The organism is Algoriphagus sp. UBA3586, assembly GCF_002376385.1.
Taxonomy (GTDB): Bacteria; Bacteroidota; Bacteroidia; order Cytophagales; family Cyclobacteriaceae; genus Algoriphagus; species Algoriphagus ornithinivorans.
Genome location: NZ_DFMT01000048.1, coordinates 1 through 20,018, shown reverse-complemented (window position 1 = coordinate 20,018; position 20,018 = coordinate 1). Strand labels below are relative to the sequence as shown.

The 20,018-nt window shown below is 38.8% G+C and carries 16 protein-coding genes and 1 pseudogene; 4 read left to right on the top strand and 13 right to left on the bottom strand.

Annotated features, from left to right (window positions below; translation table 11 throughout):
• Positions 1 to 20: 20 nt before the first annotated feature.
• Positions 21 to 1,025, bottom strand: a complete 1,005-nt coding sequence (gene gap, locus B2906_RS17220; protein ID WP_144602792.1) for a type I glyceraldehyde-3-phosphate dehydrogenase — start codon at positions 1,023 to 1,025, stop codon at positions 21 to 23.
• 252 nt (positions 1,026 to 1,277) lie between these two features.
• Here gap and B2906_RS17215 point away from each other — a divergent pair, with 252 nt between their 5' ends.
• A complete protein-coding gene (locus B2906_RS17215) occupies positions 1,278 to 2,150 on the top strand; it encodes a S1 family peptidase (RefSeq protein WP_219957835.1) in 873 nt (290 codons plus the stop codon).
• Positions 2,151 to 2,304: 154 nt separating this feature from the next.
• Here the strand turns inward: B2906_RS17215 and B2906_RS17210 are convergent, their stop codons facing one another.
• The 9 genes from B2906_RS17210 to B2906_RS17170 form a co-directional block, all read right to left on the bottom strand.
• Positions 2,305 to 2,724: a hypothetical protein gene (locus B2906_RS17210; protein WP_219957834.1), complete on the bottom strand. Its 420-nt coding sequence runs from the start codon at positions 2,722 to 2,724 to the stop codon at positions 2,305 to 2,307.
• A gap of 268 nt (positions 2,725 to 2,992) precedes the next feature.
• Positions 2,993 to 3,508 (bottom strand): hypothetical protein, encoded by a 516-nt coding sequence (locus B2906_RS17205; protein ID WP_219957833.1) that lies wholly within the window; start codon positions 3,506 to 3,508, stop codon positions 2,993 to 2,995.
• A 247-nt stretch (positions 3,509 to 3,755) separates the two neighbouring features.
• Positions 3,756 to 6,749: a sensor histidine kinase gene (locus B2906_RS17200; RefSeq protein WP_219957832.1), complete on the bottom strand. Its 2,994-nt coding sequence runs from the start codon at positions 6,747 to 6,749 to the stop codon at positions 3,756 to 3,758.
• On the bottom strand, positions 6,733 to 7,461 hold the full coding sequence (locus tag B2906_RS17195) for a LytR/AlgR family response regulator transcription factor (protein WP_091655429.1): 729 nt from the start codon (positions 7,459 to 7,461) through the stop codon (positions 6,733 to 6,735). Before B2906_RS17195 ends, B2906_RS17200 begins: the two co-directional genes overlap by 17 nt.
• Before the next feature lie 193 nt (positions 7,462 to 7,654).
• The gene (locus tag B2906_RS17190; RefSeq protein WP_219957830.1) at positions 7,655 to 9,886 is read right to left on the bottom strand and encodes an NADP-dependent isocitrate dehydrogenase; all 2,232 of its coding nucleotides are present in this window, start codon (positions 9,884 to 9,886) and stop codon (positions 7,655 to 7,657) included.
• 166 nt (positions 9,887 to 10,052) lie between these two features.
• A complete protein-coding gene (locus tag B2906_RS17185; RefSeq protein ID WP_219957829.1) occupies positions 10,053 to 10,865 on the bottom strand; it encodes an amidohydrolase in 813 nt (270 codons plus the stop codon).
• A complete protein-coding gene (def, locus tag B2906_RS17180; RefSeq protein ID WP_219957828.1) occupies positions 10,862 to 11,416 on the bottom strand; it encodes a peptide deformylase in 555 nt (184 codons plus the stop codon). Before def ends, B2906_RS17185 begins: the two co-directional genes overlap by 4 nt.
• Positions 11,413 to 11,826, bottom strand: a complete 414-nt coding sequence (gene ruvX, locus B2906_RS17175) for a Holliday junction resolvase RuvX (RefSeq protein WP_219957827.1) — start codon at positions 11,824 to 11,826, stop codon at positions 11,413 to 11,415. Before ruvX ends, def begins: the two co-directional genes overlap by 4 nt.
• The gene (locus B2906_RS17170) at positions 11,826 to 12,584 is read right to left on the bottom strand and encodes a hemerythrin domain-containing protein (protein WP_219957826.1); all 759 of its coding nucleotides are present in this window, start codon (positions 12,582 to 12,584) and stop codon (positions 11,826 to 11,828) included. The genes ruvX and B2906_RS17170 overlap by 1 nt, the downstream gene beginning before the upstream one ends.
• 162 nt (positions 12,585 to 12,746) lie before the next feature.
• On the opposite strand from B2906_RS17170, the gene B2906_RS17165 reads away from it, so the two are divergent.
• On the top strand, positions 12,747 to 14,399 hold the full coding sequence (locus B2906_RS17165; protein WP_091655435.1) for a S41 family peptidase: 1,653 nt from the start codon (positions 12,747 to 12,749) through the stop codon (positions 14,397 to 14,399).
• A 107-nt stretch (positions 14,400 to 14,506) separates the two neighbouring features.
• A complete protein-coding gene (locus B2906_RS17160; protein WP_219957825.1) occupies positions 14,507 to 14,938 on the top strand; it encodes a VOC family protein in 432 nt (143 codons plus the stop codon).
• Between the two features lie 33 nt (positions 14,939 to 14,971).
• Here the strand turns inward: B2906_RS17160 and B2906_RS17155 are convergent, their stop codons facing one another.
• Entirely contained in the window at positions 14,972 to 16,924 is a 1,953-nt protein-coding gene (locus tag B2906_RS17155) for a M1 family metallopeptidase (RefSeq protein ID WP_219957824.1), read from the bottom strand.
• A 157-nt stretch (positions 16,925 to 17,081) separates the two neighbouring features.
• Here B2906_RS17155 and B2906_RS17150 point away from each other — a divergent pair, with 157 nt between their 5' ends.
• Positions 17,082 to 18,908 (top strand): TonB-dependent receptor plug domain-containing protein, encoded by a 1,827-nt coding sequence (locus B2906_RS17150; RefSeq protein WP_219957823.1) that lies wholly within the window; start codon positions 17,082 to 17,084, stop codon positions 18,906 to 18,908.
• A 389-nt stretch (positions 18,909 to 19,297) separates the two neighbouring features.
• Here the strand turns inward: B2906_RS17150 and B2906_RS18945 are convergent.
• Positions 19,298 to 19,411: pseudogene (locus tag B2906_RS18945) on the bottom strand (hypothetical protein); the annotation flags it as partial.
• A gap of 248 nt (positions 19,412 to 19,659) precedes the next feature.
• On the bottom strand, positions 19,660 to 20,018 hold a 359-nt coding region (locus B2906_RS17140), incomplete at its 5' end, for a GIY-YIG nuclease family protein (RefSeq protein ID WP_349678993.1).

Here is a 20,018-nt window from a genome sequence, read left to right as displayed (position 1 = left end):
ATTTTTCGGGGCCTTGAGGTTTATTTCTTTGCAATGAACGTCAGTAGGTCAACTACCTTATTTGAGTAGCCCCACTCATTATCGTACCAAGAAACCACTTTAACAAAAGTATCTGAAAGCTGAATTCCAGCCTCAGCATCAAAAATGGAAGTTCTTGGATCTCCAATGAAGTCATTAGAAACTACTGCATCCTCAGTATAACCTAAGACACCTTTCATGGTAGTTTCGGAAACCTCTTTCATTTTAGCACAAATTTCCGCATACTTGGCAGGCTTCTTCAATCGTACAGTCAAGTCAACTACAGATACATCCGGAGTAGGAACTCTAAATGCCATTCCTGTCAACTTACCATTCAATTCAGGAATTACTTTACCAACAGCTTTAGCAGCTCCTGTAGAAGATGGGATGATGTTTTGACCAGCTCCTCTTCCACCTCTCCAATCCTTAGCGGATGGACCATCTACCGTTTTTTGAGTAGCAGTAGTAGCGTGCACAGTTGTCATTAATCCTTCTTCAATTCCCCAGTTATCATTCAATACTTTGGCAATTGGAGCAAGACAGTTAGTAGTACAAGATGCATTGGATACAAACACCATATCATCTGTGTAGCTATCTTCATTAACACCCATTACAAACATTGGGGTGTCATCTTTTGAAGGGGCTGACATAATCACCTTTTTAGCTCCTGCGTCGATGTGGCCCTGAGCGGTCTCTTTTGTCAAGAATATACCTGTAGACTCAATTACATAATCTGCACCGATTTCACCCCATTTAAGGTTAGCAGGACTCTTTTCGGAGGTCACACGGATAGCGTTTCCATTTACGATCAATTGACCATCTTTTACTTCCACAGTACCTTTAAATCTGCCATGAGTGGAATCGTACTTCAACATGTAAGCCATGTAGTCCACGTCGATCAAATCGTTGATCCCCACAACTTGAATATCATCTCTTTCTTGTGCCACTCTAAAGGCAAGACGACCGATTCTTCCGAATCCGTTAATTCCTACTTTAATTTTGCTCATAATTATTTTGATTATTGTATAGGTTTGATTCCTAAATCTTCCCGGAACCAGCCACTTTTGGCTAAAAAACTTCTGGGTTGGCTAAGTTATTACAATTTTTCGGCTAGCCCAAACGCAATATCCAGCAAGATATGGATGATTTTAAATTCCCTGTTTTCAAACGATTTCGAAAAATGAAAATTCAAATTCTTTTAAAGATTAGTTTTTTAAGTGAGCTTTTAAGTACTTTAAAAATGACCAAGCAAAAATCAAATGTTTGTAAATGCCATCAATGAAGTTGCAGGCTACACCCGGGCTATACACTCCATTTCCAGAAATTTTGGAGGGACACAGGTTAATCGTGGATCTGCCACCCTGTTTTTTGTCAATTCAGAAGGCTGGGCACTTACCTGTAAGCATGTTGCTCAATGGCTTTCCCAAGCTGATCAGATAAACAGAAACTATACCTCCTTTCTTCAGCAGAGCCAAGGAATGAGTGGGAAGCAACAAAACAAGCTAGCTCAAAACTTGGGACTTGGTCCTGATAAAGCTTCAGAAATGAGAATCACTTTTGTGGACTGTGTGGATTCCATGAATAACCTGAAGTTTATTCTTCATCCAGACTATGATTTGGCTTTGATCAAGTTTGAGGGAGTCGGCAACCTATTAGTAAAAAACTTCCCTTATTTCATGGAAGATGAGAGCGCTGTTCAGCAGGGTGCCATGCTCTGTCGTCTGGGCTTTCCATTTCCGGAATTTTCAAATTTCAAATTTGATGCACAATCCCAGACTTTGGTTTGGACCAATGAAGGAAATGCACGATCTCCCCGATTCCCAATAGAAGGCATGATTACCCGGTTTTTAGGAGATAATAAAGGGCAGGTTTATGGGATAGAAATGAGCACTCCGGGTCTGAGAGGTCAAAGCGGGGGTCCTTTATTTGATCCAGATGGAAGGATTATAGGAATGCAATCCCGAACGAAGCATTTGCACCTAGGTTTTGATATCGAGGATAAGGAAGTAGTAGCTCATGGCAAAACCAAAAAAATCAATGATTACGCTTTTATACATCTAGGTGAATGTATTCATGTGAAAGTAATCAAGGAGTTTTTAAGCAAGAATCAGGTCTCTTTTCAGACAAAATAAAAAACGGATCTTTTATCACCCCTGAAAAAGATCCGTTCCTGAAAAGTTGCTTAACGCCTTTAAATATCAAACAATAATCAAGTTTAGTTGAAAATTTAATTTTGATTCATTTTGATAGATAAGTGTGATACTTTTATAAATAAGTGTGGCTATATCAAGTTAATTGTCTTGCCATACGTTCAATAGCCGCTTTTGCCTTTTGGATAGCATGTTTTACTAAATCAGCTTTAACCACTCCATTTCCGAATTGCTCTTCTTCTTCAAGCCATCGTTCCGGATCCTTTTTCCCTTTTGATTGATTAATGCTACGGGTGGTTATAGCAATGTTTTCAGGAAGATTGACGATTTGGGCTATTTGCATATCATCCAACCTGTCCTTATACCGGGAATAGATCAATTCTGAAGGATAGATATGATCATAGTCATATGCATCACCTCCCCAGAGTTCCTGGCCTGTATAGCTGTCAATATAAAATGCTCTACCGTTTCCTTCCTTGATAGCCTGAGCATGAAGCTCGGCCTTCACTTTTTCAAAAGCTTTGTTGATTTCTCCTCGATGATAGGGTCTGGACATGGTTATGTAGATTATAAAGTTGGTGCATGATTTCCTTTGTTGGATCCTTTAGGATGACGATAGCAGGGAAGTGAAGTTAAAACAGCTAAACTGCGATTATTTGTACCACAATATTTACAATCATAAACAGCCTTTTCTGAACCTTCATAAAGCTTATGTTTTCCTTTATTTGGCCCCAAAGGATGCCTAAAACAAGGTGAACTTGTCAGGTTAACAATGGAATTGAATTTAGTACCGCAGTATTCGCAGAGGTGGGTAGGCATAATAATTATTTTTGTTCTATAAGCTCAGGTTTTATTATTGTTGTTAGAAAATGAGAAGCATAATTATTTGCTATGTTTTCAACCGCGTTTATAGTTTTTTCGAGTATCAATTCAAAATTCTCTTTCTTAAATTTTTCAATAGTTTCGAAATGATAATACCTTGGTTCGCCGATTGAAAACCCATTGTAAATTATCTGTTCGGAATACCCTCGATACAAAGTGTTAAAAAATACTCCATCTTCAATCACTAAAGATGGAGTGATTGTCACAGTTAATTTTTTGCGCTCATCCTCCTTCCCTTTCTCAATCCCTCTTAAAAATTCTTTTTCAAGTTTTTCTTCATGTATATTTTTAAGAATATATTCTCCGCCCTTCGTACTTTGATAAAATATTTCTCTTTCCTTTTCATAAGCACCGTCTTTTTTTGATCTGTGTGATGAAAAAAGTAGGAATACAACTACTCCTAATATAAACCCTATAAAAACATTGAATAGGGGTGGGATTTGTGAAATTAATTCCATTTTAATTTTAATATTTTTAGACTACAATTTTTTTATATATCACTTTAAATTATCCTCTTTCATCGAAGTAGTTTTATTTGAATTCGGGTTGTTTTTGAGAATCTTTTTTTTTAAGAAGAAGGCCTGTTACTATGTTTAGGATAGTTATTTTAAAATCACTACTTTGAATAATAAAATTAAATTGATCGGTTTAAATAAAATTTAAAAATATATACTTGATAATAAACACCTAACAACCGTCCCCTTTTCACCCACAAAAAATAATCACCCTTACTTCAGTGCCTTTTTTACTGGATACAAACTCTACACTTTGTTCGGTATAGCCAGGTAATAAACTGAGCTTCTCCCGAATCATTTCCATGCCCTTGGATTGATGGGAAGATCCTTTTTTTGCCTTGATACCTTCTCCATTATCCTTTACTGTGCAAAGAATTTGGTTCTTGGATAAGATCTCATACTGAACCAATAGCTCTGGATTGGGATGGTCTACTGAAAAAGCATGGTTGAACACATTCTCCACCAATGGCTGAATAATCATTGGCGGAATTTTCAGATCTTGCTTTCGCTCTAATGCATCTCCCTCTATGGACCACTTCACCCGATTGTCCATACGGATATTCTCTACCTCTATATATTGTCTGAGATAGTTGATTTCATCCTCCAAAGTGATAAGAGCCTGACTGCTTTGATCTAAAGTACTTCGAATCAGCTTACTGAACTTACCTAAATAAGACAAGGCCTGCTTGGTTTCCTTTTTGAGAATGTAGTACTGGATACTATTGATGGCATTAAAAATAAAATGCGGATTCATTTGAGATTGTAAAGCCTCCAGCTTGATTTCCACAATGCGTTGCTTTAGCGATGATTCACTTCTAATTTGATTTAGCCTAACTTTATATATCACAAAAAATATCCCGGAAAGTAAGACAGCCATCAAAAGGAAAAACCACCATTGCAAATAGTAGGGCCTGGCAATATCAAATCTCAATAATTGATTTGAAGTGATTTTACCCGAAAACAAATCCTGCACCTGCACCTCCAATTGGTAACTCCCGGCAGGCAAATAAGGCAATTCGATCAATGCATCCTCGCTGAATTCTGTCCATTCAGCTCCAGGCTTGATTCGATAATGGTAGCGTAATCTTCCATTACTTAGGTTAGCTTTTGGCTGAAATCTGATGCTTAAAGAATTTTCCTCTGCGCCAAGGTTCAACCTGCTATTCTGATAAGCGAACCATCGAAAATTTTCCTGATCGATGGCCTTTCCATTTATTTTGAGATCCGTTATTACCAACTCAATAGGCGGGTATTCTTTTGCAATCAATTCAGGTAAATTGATGATGTAATATCCTTCGTCTAGTCCTACATAAAGCTTATCCTCAATTCTTTTTGCAGTTTTGAAAATCCTATTGAAAACCCCTTTCTCCTCGGACCAAAATCTGAGCTCACCCTCCTCCAGAATATGAAGTCCCAGCTCAGTACCTATAAAAATCACCCCTTTATATTCCTCTATGAATAAAATGGAACTACCCAACAAATCCTCTTTGGGCCATTTTTTAAGAATCTCAAACTTGGGATGAACTTGAACCTGATATAAGTCGCCAAACTCCGTCCCCAAAAGCAAAATCCCATTGCCTAAGGAGTGCATAGTCTTAAACTTTGACTCCTTCCACAGGCCCTCATTTTTATAAGAGAAAAAGCTCTGACCATCCCAATGGTACAAACCATGAAAAACGGAAGCCAGATAAGTCCTTTGGTCCCCCTTGACTACCTTAGCGATCTGCAATGGAGTATTGGAAAGCTCGGGTTCAAAATAGGTGTATTCAAAATTTCCAGGATTGGAATAGATTCTTACACCAGCATATGGGTTGGTTTCTAAAAGCAGCCCATCCGGAGTGAAACCTATACTATATGCATGTACCGGTAGATAAGTCCGAATTCGACCTTCCAAACTCATTTCGAAAATTCCCACATTGGTATTTACCCACCAGGATTCCCCTTCTTTATGCAATTCGTAATACTCAATTTCCTCAGCTGGAATAGCTGGATCTAATTCAAAAAATCCATCCAAATGTTTAGGTATTTTATGGGGAAACTTCTGATAGAATTCGGATTGTACTTTTTTGAAATCCTTTGAATAAACCTCGGCAAAGCTTCCTTCCTTTTTTTGAATTTGGAGTCCGTCTTGACTTAAAATTGCCAATATATCGCCATCCCCAGCTATTCCTTTTACTTCCCTCTCTTCAAAGCTATTATAGGTAATCACATCATCCAGCCTGATTTGATAAAGGCCTTTGTCCTGAGACCCTAAATAAAGCATTTTCCTTTTTTGATTGACAGCACCAGCAAGGATGAATTTGGAATCTACACCCAACCATTCTCCCACATCTTTCATTTGCCCTTTATCAAGGAGAAAAACACCTCCATCCTTTGAAAACAAACTGGCCGCAATCAAATAGTCTTCTTGATTTACTCCATTCAAATGCCCCCAAACTATAGATTGCCCAAAACTTTGAGTTGGTTTTTCCCCTTTTAAAAATTGGTCTATACTCAACTGCTGAATAGAGCCTTTGTCACTTAAGAATAGTTGATTTTCTTTTGTAAAAAAAGAATATATGGGAAGCCAATCATTAACTTTTACAGCTTCATAACTTCCTCCTTTCAACCTAAGCTCAAAGCTTCCACTTCTATATGTCGAGTAGAAAATCTTATTCTCATATTCAAAAAATCCAGCAGTATAATTCAAATCATTCCCTCGGATAGTAGATGGAATAGATGTGATTTGGAATGTTTGCAAATCCGCCACACTCACCCCGTCTTCAGTCCCGATCAACATTTTATCCTCGTAAGGATAAAAATGCCTAATCCTATTATCTGCTAATCCATCTTTCTGAGTAAAAACGCGGAATTTTTTTCCATCGAAAACCGAGACCCCTCCACCGTAGCTTCCGAACCATAAATTTCCATTTTTGTCCTCTGCGATAGCCCAGCAACTGTTGAATGCAAGTCCATCTGTTTCAAAAAAATTCTTAAACCTCCCATTTTCGAATTTGGAAAGTCCATTCTCGGTTCCAATCCATACTATCCCTCGAGAGTCAACAAAAAGGGACCTAATTGCATTGTTTGGAAGTCCATCAACTGTAGTATAATTATAGGAAGGTACTTGCTGGGAATTTCCTGAAATTGAAACGCACCAAAACAGGAATGAAAGAAACGCGAGTTTTTTAATAAAAGCCCTCATTGAGATTAGCGCTCTTTCTGACAGACACTGAGACTTTATCTCCATTTTTTAGGATCATGTAGCCCTCTTTCTTTTCGTATTTCTGAAATTTTGTACAATTAGCTAAAATGGAATGATGAAGTCTTACAAAAAGATTGCTGGTTTCTAATCGCTTTTCGAAATACCCTATTGACTTTGAAATAAGCCTCCTTTCTCCACCCTCCAAATAGAATTCAGTGTAATTGCCCTCTGCTTTTAAGTAAAGAATCTTTTCTAAAGGGATATATTCATCTAATTCCTGAGATTTTAAGACAATTACTTGATGCTTTTTTAATTGTTTTTCGATAAGAAGTAAAGTTTCATCAATTGGCTTATTCTTCTTAAAAAAGCGTGAAATTGTTTTATGTAATTCGTCGATATCAATGGGTTTGAGCAAGTAATCAAAAGCCTCATTTTTGATCGCATCAATCCCATGCTCTTTGTGGGCAGTAGTAAAAATGACTTCAAAATCTCTCTGAGGAAATTTTTCCAATAAATCAAAGCCATTCTTTTGTGGCATTTGTATATCCAAAAAAATCAAGTCAGGTTCATGCTGCTGTATAGCTGGCAATGCTTGATCGACAGAATTACACATTGCCAAAATCTCAAATCTTCCCGGAAAATTCATTTCCAATAGAATACTTAGAGATTCTAGGGCATGCTTTTCGTCGTCAACAAGGATGGTCTTAATCATAACCTCATATTTCTAATAAAAAATTAATATTGAAATTAAGATTTAAAAAATTTCAATCAATATATGAGTGTCTAAATTTTCTCCTTAAGTGATATTATTCCTACAAAAACGTCCCCCAGATTAGCATTCCTAGTTTGTAGCAAACAAAAAAAGCCAGACAATTTGCCTGGCTTTTCTTTCATTATTATATCGTTCAGCTTAACTGCTTCAACAGCTCATTGAAACTGGTACTCGGTCTCATGGCCGTGGATGCTTTGGATTCATCCGGTCTGTAGTAGCCTCCAATATCTACTGGCTTTCCTTGAGCCCCATTGAGTTCAGACTCGATCTGGTCAGCTTTATTCTGGAGCAATTTGGCTAGAGGAGCGAATTTTGCCTGAAGGTCTTGGTCTTTTGTTTGAGAAGCCAAGGCCTCAGCCCAATAAAGCGCCAAATAGAAATGACTTCCTCGGTTATCCAACTTTCCAACAACCCTTGCCGGAGACTTATCATTCTCCAACCACTTTCCTGTTGCCTGATCCAAAGTCTCAGCTAGCAACATCGCCTTTTCATTATTGAATGTTTGTCCCAAATGCTCTAGAGAAACAGCCAAAGCCAAAAACTCACCCAAAGAATCCCATCTTAAATGTCCTTCCTCGGTAAATTGCTCGACGTGCTTTGGTGCTGAACCTCCTGCACCAGTTTCGAACAAACCTCCTCCGTTCATCAACGGTACGATGGATAACATTTTTGCACTGGTACCCAACTCAAGAATTGGAAATAAGTCTGTTAAATAATCTCTCAATACATTTCCAGTCACAGAAATGGTATCCAAGCCTTCCTTGATTCGGGATAAGGAGAAATTGGTGGCTTCCACAGGATTCATGATATAAATTTCCAATCCATTCGTATCATGATCCAATAAATAGGTATTCACCTTTTTGATCAATTCTGCATCATGAGCTCTTTGAGGATCTAACCAAAATACTGCAGGAGTATTGGAAAGTCTTGCTCTAGTTACAGCCAATTTTACCCAATCCTGAATAGGGGCATCTTTTGTTTGGCACATTCTCCATATATCTCCTTTCCCTACCGGATGGCTTAAAAGCTCTTTTCCTTCCTGAGTCACCACTTTCACAGTTCCCTGGAAAGGTATTTCAAAAGTCTTATCATGAGATCCATACTCTTCTGCTTTTTGAGCCATCAGCCCTACATTAGGAACAGATCCCATAGTAGCAGGATCAAATGCTCCATGCTTTCTACAGAAATCTATCGTAGCCTGATATACTCCGGCATAGCTTCTGTCTGGAATTACCGCTTTAGTATCTTGAAGTTTCCCAGCTTTATTCCACATCTGACCTGAACTTCGGATCATTGCTGGCATGGAAGCATCTATAATCACATCGCTTGGTACATGCAGATTGGTTATTCCTTTGTCGGAGTTCACCATAGCCAAATCAGGGCTATCCGCATAGCAGGCATCAATATCAGCCAGAATAGCGGCTTTTTCGGCGGCTGGAAGTTTTTCAATTGCAGAAAGCAAGTCACCAAACCCATTATTGACATCAACTCCAGCCGCTTCTAGAGCTGCTGCATGTTTTGCAAATACAGGTTCAAAGAAAACCTTTACTGCATGCCCAAAGATGATGGGATCAGAAACCTTCATCATGGTCGCTTTCATATGAAGTGAAAAAAGCACTCTTTTTTCTTTGGCGTCCTGCTTTGCCTTTTTCAAAAAGGCTTTCAAGGCAGCAATGCTCATTGTTGAAGCATCGATTATTTCTCCCGCTTGAATTTTTAAGCCTGTTTTTAAAATTTCTTTTTGCCCCTCTGCTCCATGAAGCTCAATTGTAACTACAGTTGCTTCGGGTAAAGTGACCGACTTTTCACTTCCGTAAAAATCCCCCTCAGTCATACTGTCTACGTGGGATTTGGACTCTGCAGACCATTTTCCCATGCTATGAGGATGCTTTTTTGCGTATGCTTTTACAGCTTGAGGGGCTCTCCTGTCAGAATTACCCTCTCTTAATACCGGGTTTACTGCAGAACCTTTGATTTTGTCGTATTTAAGTTTAACCGTTTTTTCTTCCTCAGTTTTAGGTTCCTCAGGATAATCCGGAAGCGCATATCCTTTTGCCTGCAATTCTTTAATTGCCGCTTTCAATTGTGGAACTGATGCAGAAATATTCGGAAGTTTTATAATGTTAGCCTCAGGTGTCTTGGCTATTTCACCCAGTTCAGTCAATGCGTCATTGATTTGCTGCTCAGGCTTAAGATATTCAGGGAAATTTGCGATGATTCTTCCTGAAAGGGAAATATCCCGAGTCTCTACAGTCACTCCAGCAGATTTCGTAAATGCCTGCACTATGGGTAATAAAGAATAAGTGGCCAAGGCAGGTGCCTCGTCAGTTAATGTGTAAAGAATTTTTGGGGTTTGATTGCTCATGATAAGAACTATACGAAATAGGTGTAAAAGTCATTTTTCCCTGAACCTTTGAAGTTTCTAATTCCAACAGGTGAATTTTGAAAAAAGAGAAAAAAGACCTGAAAATTATGGGGCTAAAATACGGAAAATATCCTTGCATCAAATCCCGTCAGTGGAATAGAAGGCCTTATTCCTGTACTCTTCTGTCAATGGTGAAATCGTCTGCGTCCATCCAAGCCGGAAATTTAGAACGGTAATTTTCCAATTCGGTTTTTTCTAATTCAATTACCTCCACCCCCTCTTTTTCTCCTAAATGAATCAGTTCCTTTCCTTTGAAATCAAAAACTGCGGAATGACCTACATAAGGAACCTCATTTCCGTCGGTCCCTACCCGGTTTACTCCAACTGAATAGGCCAGGTTTTCAATTGCTCTGGCAGGCAAGAGCTGATCCCAGGCTGAAGCTCGCGGCGCAGGCCAGGAGGCTACGTAAAAAATCAGGTCATAAGCCATTTGATCATTCAGACGGTAATTTCTTGACCAAACTGGAAACCTCAAATCATAACAGACTTGCGGGCAAATTTTCCAACCCTTCAACTCAAATATAGGTTGGCTTTTCCCTGCTGCATAATGATCATGCTCATCAGCCATTCGAAAAAGGTGTCTTTTGTCGTAATGCTTCACTGATCCATCCGGGGTAACCCAAAGCAAACGGTTATAGTAATTTCCATTTTCCTGAATAATCGCACTACCCGTTACTACTGCTTTGGTCTGAGCTGAAATTTGCTTCATCCATTTGCAGATAATCAAATTCATAGGCTCTGCCAGCTCAGGAGCATCCATACTGAAACCAGTAGGAAACATTTCCGGAAGGATAATGAGATCTACTTTTTCCTTGATACCCCATATTTTCTCCTCCAACATGGAAAGATTTGCAGTTTTATCTTTCCAGTAAAGATCCGTTTGGATAAGCGCTATTTTCAAAGAGCTGGAATGACTCATTTAAGCGGGTAAATCATTCTATAATCTGTAGATACTTTCCCTTTACTTACTTCAATCAATTTGGATTGCACCAACCTCTTTTTCAGGCCTTTTAAATAATCCACAAATAAGATGCCTTCTAAATGATCGTATTCATGCTGAATCACTCTTGCTGTCATTCCCGAAAACTCTTCCTCTTTCAGGTTCCAGTTTTCATCAAAGTACTCAATGGTTAATTTTTCAGGCCTGATGATTTCAGCTCTGACATCAGGTATACTCAAGCAACCTTCTTCAAAGCCATAATCATCTCCATACTCGTCAAGAATGATTGGATTAATAAATGCTCTGCGAATCCCCTTTTCCTCATCATTTTCATCCAGCATCAAGGAACTGTCAATTACAAAAAGTCGAACCCCTTGATTTACTTGGGGAGCTGCCAAACCTACACCATTAGCATGATCCATAGTGGCATACATATCCTCAATTAATTTCTGGATATCTTTTCCTTCTTCGATTTCTTCAGCTTCCTTTTTCAGGATAGGGTTTCCATATGCGACGATAGGATATATCATTTTCTTTCTAAATACGATTGTAAAATTATTGCTGCACTGACTTTGTCCAGATTACCTGCTTTTTCTCTTCTGTCCTTTTTTTTGCTCCCCATTGTGATCATGGATTGCATAGCCATTTTAGAAGTGAATCTCTCATCCACCAATTCAGTTTTCAAATTGGGAAATGCCTTTTCTAGCTTTTCCTTCAAAGCCAACACTTTTGGAGTCATTTCCGTTTCCATACCGTTCAATTTGGTGGGATAGCCCAATACTATTGTGCTTACTTCTTCTTTTTGAAAATAATTCTTGAGAAAATCCATGAGTCGATAGGTCTCAATCGTCTCAAGAGGATTGGCCAGCATCTGCATGGGATCTGTGACCGCTAAGCCAGTGCGCTTAGTTCCCAGATCAATGGCGATAATTCTGGGCATTAGTTGATTCGAATTTTATTGGTGATTTTTCTGACAGCTTCCTTCTCCAGTTCAATTGCTTTTGGAAATAAAAGTTCGTCTTCAATCTGTGCATGAATGACTAGTTCTTTTTCAAAATTCTGTAATTCATGATAAAGAACCTTCATGGTCAAAGGCGCATTTTCTTCCAGTGTATAGTCAGAAGTTAATTTTCTAATTCCTTCCATTTCATCATCATGAATTTCATGAGCGTCTGCCAAAAGATGAATAGGGTCCTTTTTCAATATTTTCAGTGCATCATGCAGGGCAAAATTTCCCTCTTCTACATCCTGCAATAACTCTATACGTTTGAAGAGTCTACTTTCTTCCTCATGAATATGGTGGATAAAGTCCTCCACAAACAGCGGGAACATAATCCTCAAATCATTCAGCAAAGCTTGATAGGTTTTATCAACCTGTATTCCTGAAATCAAATTGGAAAGAAAAGGGAGTTCCTGTCTAACAAAATAATAGTGCTTATTCTTCAGATAGGCTACCAGTACTTCGATGGGATTGAGATAAAGCTCCTCATTTGTAGGTTCCTTTTTAGCAGCCCAGGCCTCCAATTCAGTGATCAGCTGACCTGGTTTAACTTTATGCTTTTTGCAAACCTGCTCCAGGGAATGTGTCTCGTATTGGTAAAAACTGATTCCAAAATAATGCAGCACGGAAGCAAACACATAGTTTTCCGATACTAAATCACCTACTAAGATTTTATTGAAATCTTGCCTCGCCTGCATTTGACAAAAATAAATTATTTTAACAGAAAAATGGGGATTTAATCCGACCTTTATCTGTTCCCCTCGTATAAACATTTACTATGTTTATCCAAAACAACTTTTAAACACTGGTTGAATCCGGTAGTTTATAGGGAGAAAATAACCAACTGAAAAAGTAATATCGTGAGCGAGACAAAGAATTCAAAAGCACAGATCCGACTTCCAATTATTCTAGCTTTGGCTATATCTGCGGGAATTTGGATCGGAGCTACTTTTGCTGAACCCAAAAGCAATCAAAATGACTTAAGAGCCGCTCTTTACAAGCTTCAGGAAATCATGACCTATATCAACAGAGATTATGTGGATAGCGTCAATACCAACGAGCTCGTAGAGTATGGCATCAATAAAATGCTGGAACAGCTAGACCCCCACTCCAGCTATATTCCTGCCAGGGACGCCACCTTGGCGCAGTCCCAATTAGATGGAGAATTTGATGGGATTGGAGTGGAATTTGGGATCATCAGGGACACTATTTACGTGGTTGCCCCATTGACTGGTGGCCCTTCAGAAGCTCTTGGAATTCAATCTGGTGATCAAATCATTAAAGTAGACGGTAAAACGGTTGCAGGCACTGGAGTGACCAATCGGGATGTATTTGATTTATTGAGAGGTCCAAAAGGCTCGAAAGTGATGGTTGATATAAAAAGAAAAAATCAACCCGAGCTGATTTCCTATGAAATTACCAGAGATAAAATCCCTCAATACAGCATCAATGCTTCTTACATGGTCAATAAGGAAATCGGATATGTGAAAATTACCCGATTTGCGGCAACCACCTATGATGAGTTCAAAGAGGCAGTAGCTGATTTGAAAGGTCAGGGAATGAAAAAATTGATCATAGACCTTCAGGGAAATCCGGGAGGCTATATGGGAGCAGCCATCAATATCGCAGATGAAATTTTGGGAGATCGTGCTCTGATAGTTTCTCAGGAAGGCAAAGTTGAGCAATACAGTCAAAAGGCCTACGCCTTCAGACCGGGGATCTTCGAACAAGGTTCTGTCATTGTTTTGGTCAATGAGGGCTCAGCATCTGCTTCTGAAATTCTTGCTGGTGCGATTCAGGATAATGACAGAGGACTAATAGTGGGCAGAAGATCTTTTGGTAAAGGCTTGGTTCAAATGCCAATTGACCTTTCTGACGGAGCAGAACTCCGATTAACTATTGCTAGATACTTCACGCCTTCAGGAAGATCAATTCAAAAGCCATATGGCCCGGATTATCAAGCCTACGAAAGAGACTGGATGGAGAGATATGAGCATGGAGAATTCTTTTCAGCTGATAGTATCAAATTCAATGACAGTCTTAAATACGAAACCAAAAAAGGCAGAATAGTGTATGGAGGCGGAGGAATCATGCCTGATTACTTCGTGCCATTGGATACCACCTACAGTTCGGCTTACGTGAGTCGCTTATTTAATTCAGACTCTTCCAGAGAATTTATCCTAGACTACTCCAACAAAAACAAGGACAAGTTTACAGGAATGAGTTTGGAGGAATATTACAAAAGCTTTGAAGTTTCAGATGCTATGCTTCAGGAATTGATTAAAGTTGGAGAGAAAAACAAGGTAAAGTATGATGCCGCAGATTTCTCGAAGTCAAAAAGCTATTTAAAAACCTTGGTTAAAGCTCATTTGGGAAGACAAATTTATGATGATGATGCTTTCTACATGGTCGTAAATGATATCAATGAAGTATACCTCCAAGCAATCAAACTCTTTGATGAAGCCGAGCGAATTGCTTTGGCTAGCAATCTAAGATCAGTCAATGAAGAATAAACCCAATCCTTTCCTAATCAATCAAAAGGGCAGCTGCAGAGCTGCTCTTTTTTTTCATTAGGCAAGAAAAACTTACCTTCCTAATAATAAACCTAATTTACCCACCTATGAAAACCTTACTTTCAGTTCTATTACTAACTATGGCCAGTTCCGCATTCGCTCAAATAAAAGTTAATCATATAGCTGTTCATGTTTCCAATCTTGAAAAAAGCATGAGTTTTTACGAAACAATCTTGAACTTGGAGGAAATTGAAGAACCCTTCAAAGATGGGCTGCATGCATGGTATGATATAGGAGGTGGCGCCGCTTTACACTTAATTGAAGTTGCCAATACACCCACAGAAATTTCTAAAACAAATCATCTCTGCTTTAGCATGGATGATATGGATGCTTTCATCATTCGATTGAAAAGTAAAAATTATCCATTTGAAGATTGGCCGGGAGAGAAAGGAAAAATCACAACTCGTCCTGATGGAGTCAGACAAATTTACATCCAAGATCCTGATGGATATTGGTTGGAAATTAATGATGATTATTAAAAAGAGAGCCCCGATCACTCGGGGCTTTTTTATTTAATCCTCGTAAATCAATTGAGGCCAACTATCATTTCCCAAATTGATATCAGGGAGAATCTTGTCTGGATCAATTGTCACTTTGGTTACTTTTTTATCTGTTCGAATCAAATGATTCCAAGAATCACCTCTTTGCCAAATTTCTACTGGAAGCATTTGTCTTTCCTTGCTTCCATCTTCAAACTCAATTTCTAATAGTACAGGCATTGGAATTTCTCCTTTATTACTTAGGATAGCTAGATAATTACCACCATATGGAATGACTGCATTGATCCCTAAATCAATATTTCCATTTCCATAGAACCATCCCTTCCAATACCAGGATAAATTTTCACCCGCTACATTTTCCATATGGTTAAAAAAGTCTGAAGGCAATGGATGCTTATAAGCCCAAGTGTTAATGTAGGAGCGGAATGCATTATCAAATCGCTCAGGCCCCAAGATATATTCTCTCAGCACAATCAAACCAATTCCTGGCTTCATGTAGGCAACCATTCCCAAGTTCCCTGTATTTGCCACGTCTGGGTAAGTATCTATCCCTTCTCTGTTCTCATTTTGAAAATAATTATTGTATCTCCTAGTTTGATTCAAGTTTGAAGAGTACTCTCCTTCGTTGAAGGCTAAAGTGCTATAATGGTTGATAAAGGTATTGAAGCCTTCATCCATCCAAGCGTATCTACGCTCATTATTCCCTACAATCATCGGGAACCAATTATGTCCAAATTCATGATCAGTCACGCCCCATAAACCTTCACCTTTAGATGTATATCTACAGAAGTTCAACCCAGGGTACTCCATACCTCCAATGTCAGCCGCCACATTAGTTGCTGTCTCATAAGGAAATTCGAACCACATCTCAGAATAGTGCTCAATAGACGCTTTGGAATATTCAGTAGATCTCGACCACGCCTCTTGCCCGTCTGATTCTTTAGGATAAACTGATTGTGCTAGAATCGTTTTGCCGCTAGGCAAATTAATTTTAGCCGCATCCCAGATAAATGTTTTAGAGGTAGCAAAGGCCACATCTCTGGAATTTTTAATCTGGAAATGCCAAGTGATCATTCCATCCTGCTTAGGCCTGGTCAAGGTGGTATTTTTAATTTCATCAGGAGCAATCAGGTAAACCGTAGTATCACTTTGCATAGCTTTAGCATAGCGGTTTTGAAGCTCTTTGGACAAAACCTCCTTAGGATTCATCAATTTACCCGACCCCACTACTACATGATCATATGGTACAGTAATTTTATAATCAAAATCTCCATATTCTAGATAAAACTCTCCTGCACCTAGATAAGGCTCCACATTCCATCCTTCTACATCATCAAAGACAGCCATTTTGGGATACCATTGCGCAAAAGCATAAATCCAACCATCATTAACTTTCAATCTTCCCATTCTATCCATTCCTTTCTGTGGAACCTTGAAAGAAAAATTCATAGAAATACTCGCTTTCCCTCCTTTTGCAGGAATCGGTTCATTGAACCAAACCTGCATTCTGGTATCGGTAATGATATGCTTTGAGGAGATAGATCCTTTTGATCCTACTTTTGCCTGTACAGCAGAAATATCAAAGCCTCCATCGGTATCTCCGTTGTAGCGGTTTCCCTGAACAGGAGTAGTCAATGTCCCTCTGGAATCTGGTGTAAAGCGATTTTGCTCCAATTGCAACCAAACAAAGTCCAAGTTTTCCGGGCTATTGTTGGTGTAATTAATGGTAATTTTCCCAGTTAATACATGAGCGTTCTCATCGAGAGTTGCCTCGATTTGATAGTCGGCCTTATTCTGCCAATAGTTTTCACTGGGTTTACCGGAAGCCGTTCTGGTATAAGTACCTTTCCGGTCCATAAATTCTCCAAAATCCGCCTGATTATTATCCAAACCTTGCTGCGCATAGGTAAAATTTCCAAGCAACAAGCCTGATAATAACAGACCTGAAAATAATTTTCTGATCATATTCGATTTTTTGTTGGACTTAAAAATAAGCACTATCAGCAATTCCTCAAGCGGAATTCTTTCAAGCGGGTGAGGGATTAACGAATTTTTACAAATGCCTAAAAATTGGAATTAGGATTTTTTGAAGTCAATTTTACGCATCCTAAAATAATCACCAATGAGAATTTTGATTTTGGCAACCTTGATCAGTTTCAACCTGAATCATGCAAATGCTCAAACAGACAGTACTACCCAAAACTTAAATGAAGTTATCATTCAAGAGAACAGGATTCAAATTCCTTTCTCTAAACAAAGCAGAAATATATCTGTAATTACCAAACCCCAGATAGAGACAACTCCTGCTAGAAGCTTACAAGAAGTCTTAGCATTTGTTCCTGGAGTGGATGTGAGACAGAGAGGAGTCACAGGCGTACAGGCAGACATTGGCATTAGAGGTGGTTCATTCAACCAGACTTTGATGCTATTGAATGGAATTAAACTCACCGACCCACAAACAGGTCATCATATGATGAACATTCCTGTACCTTTAATCAATATTGACAGAGTAGAAGTATTAAAAGGTCCTGCTTCAAGGATTTTTGGGCAAAACGCCTATGCAGGTGCGATCAATATTATCACAGAGCTTTCAGATCAAAAAAACCTAAGGGTTCAAGGATATGCCGGTGATTTTGGAATGAAAGGGCTGAATTTTGCTGGTTCTTTGCCAAGTGGAAAGTACAAACAAAACCTTTCAATTTCCTACGATGACTCCAATGGTCACTGGTACAATTCAGACTATCAGGTTAGCAATATTTTCTACGAAGGAGGTTTGGATTTAAATGACCATCATTCTCTCCGAGGCATGATTGCTTATACTGACAGAAGTTTTGGAGCGAACGGCTTTTATACAAGTGCATTCCCAGATCAGTGGGAAAGTCTGCAAACTACTTTAGGGGCACTGAGCCACACTTATACCCAAAACAGATTTAAGTTAAATAGTCGTGCCTATTGGAGGAGAAACAAAGATGAATACCGATTGAGAAGAAATGAACCTTCTTTCTATCAAAACTTTCATACTTCAGACATCTATGCTCTTGAATTGAATGGTAGCTATGAAAGCAAAATAGGAACAACAGGATTTGGCGCTGAGGTTAGGCAGGAAAAAATTGAAAGTAATAATCTTGGAAACCATGAACGGGTTTTGGCTGGTTTATTTTTGGAACATTTGATCCAATTGGGTTCAAAAACGGATCTAAGAGCCGGCGTGTATAGCAACTACTATAATGATTATGGTTGGAAGCATTTTCCCGGCTTAGAGTTAGGCTTCCAAGCAACCGAGGAAATTCGATTGTATTCCGGATATGGAAAAAGCTTTAGAATCCCCACCTATACAGATTTGTATTATGTAGGGCCAACTAATATTGGAAATCCAGACTTACAACCTGAGCAAGCTCAAAACTTTGAAGTTGGTGCAAAGTGGACAAAGGCTGGATTATTTGCCGAGTTGGTCTATTTCAATAGAAACACAGACAACTTGATTGAATGGGTACGCCCTGATGCAAACACTCCTTGGCAGCCACAAAACTTCAACGAGGTCAGTTTTAATGGGATTGAAGCAGCTTTTACTTACAGATGGCAAAGAAGAAGTTCTATGCTACAAATAAAAGAATTGATGCTATCCTATAATTATATAGATGCTAGTTTAGTAAATCAGCCGGGAGTGGAAACCAGATATGCATTTACTGCCTTGAGAAATCAGATGATTGGGGGCTTTTTGGTGGGACTAGGCTCTAAGATTGAACTGAATACTAAGATGAGATATGTAGAAAGAATCAGTCAAGACCCTTATTTCTTGTTAGACATGAGATTGGATTACAACAGAATAGGGAAATTGGGCTTTTTTGCGGAAGTCTCCAATATGACTAATACTGACTATATTGAAGCAGGAACTGTTCAGATGCCTGGACGCTGGTTGAGAGCTGGGTTTATGATAAACCTTGATTAAAAAATTTAGAGTATTCTGCATTTGGGATTTCAAAACTTCGCTTATCGAGATTTGAAATCCCAAATTTTTATTTTGTGATCATTGAGCTTAATCGTCAATATTTTTGAAAAAATTAAATAATTAGGGTTGAAGTGCTAATCTACTTTAATACACAACGCCCTGATGATTGGTGAGGTGTTTTTGGACCATTTCACCTAAATCCTCGCAAGTATGGCCCACATAAAACTTATCGAGCTGAGTAGAATATAATATGTAAAAGCAGCAAGGCATAAAACAGTAAAGCTCCAGTTTGCACTGAGGCTAATGTGGGAGCTGAGTCCCGAAAGTTTTCGGGAGAACCCCGACCCTCCCGATTGTATCGGGATGCGCTGAACCAACTGAGCTATGATTTAGCATTCTATTAATTCTTTGATTCTTTTTTTACTTTTCCAGCTTTTTACCTGTCTTTCTCTTGAAAATGCCTCTTTTTTATCATTGTATTCCTCAAAGTATACCAATTCCCAATCCTTAACTTTTGAAGTAAATCACTGATGATTGTTGAGGTGTTTTCAGATTCTTTCAACTAAATCCTCGCAAGTATGGCCCACATAAAACTTATCGAGCTTAGTAGAATATAATATGTAAAAGTAGCAAGACATAAAACAATAAAGCCCCAGTTTGCACTGAGGCTGATGTGGGAGCTGAGTCCCGAAAGCTTTCGGGAGAACCCCTGACCCTCCCGATTGTATCGGGATGCGCTGAACCAACTGAGCTATGATTTAGATTCTATTAATTCTTTGATTCTTTTTTTACTTTTCCAGCTTTTCACCTGTCTTTCTCTTGAAAATGCCTCTTTTTTATCATTGTATTCCTCAAAGTATACCAATTCCCAATCCTTAGCTTTTGAGGTAAATCCCTGATGATTGGTGAGGTGTTTTCGGACCCTTTCACCTAAATCCTCGCAAGTATGGCCCACATAAAACTTATCGAGCTTAGTAGAATATAATATGTAAAAGTAGCATGGCATAAAACAATAAAGCCCCAGTTTGCACTGAGGCTGATGTGGGAGCTGAGGGATTCGAACCCCCGACCCTCTGCTTGTAAGGCAGATGCTCTGAACCAACTGAGCTA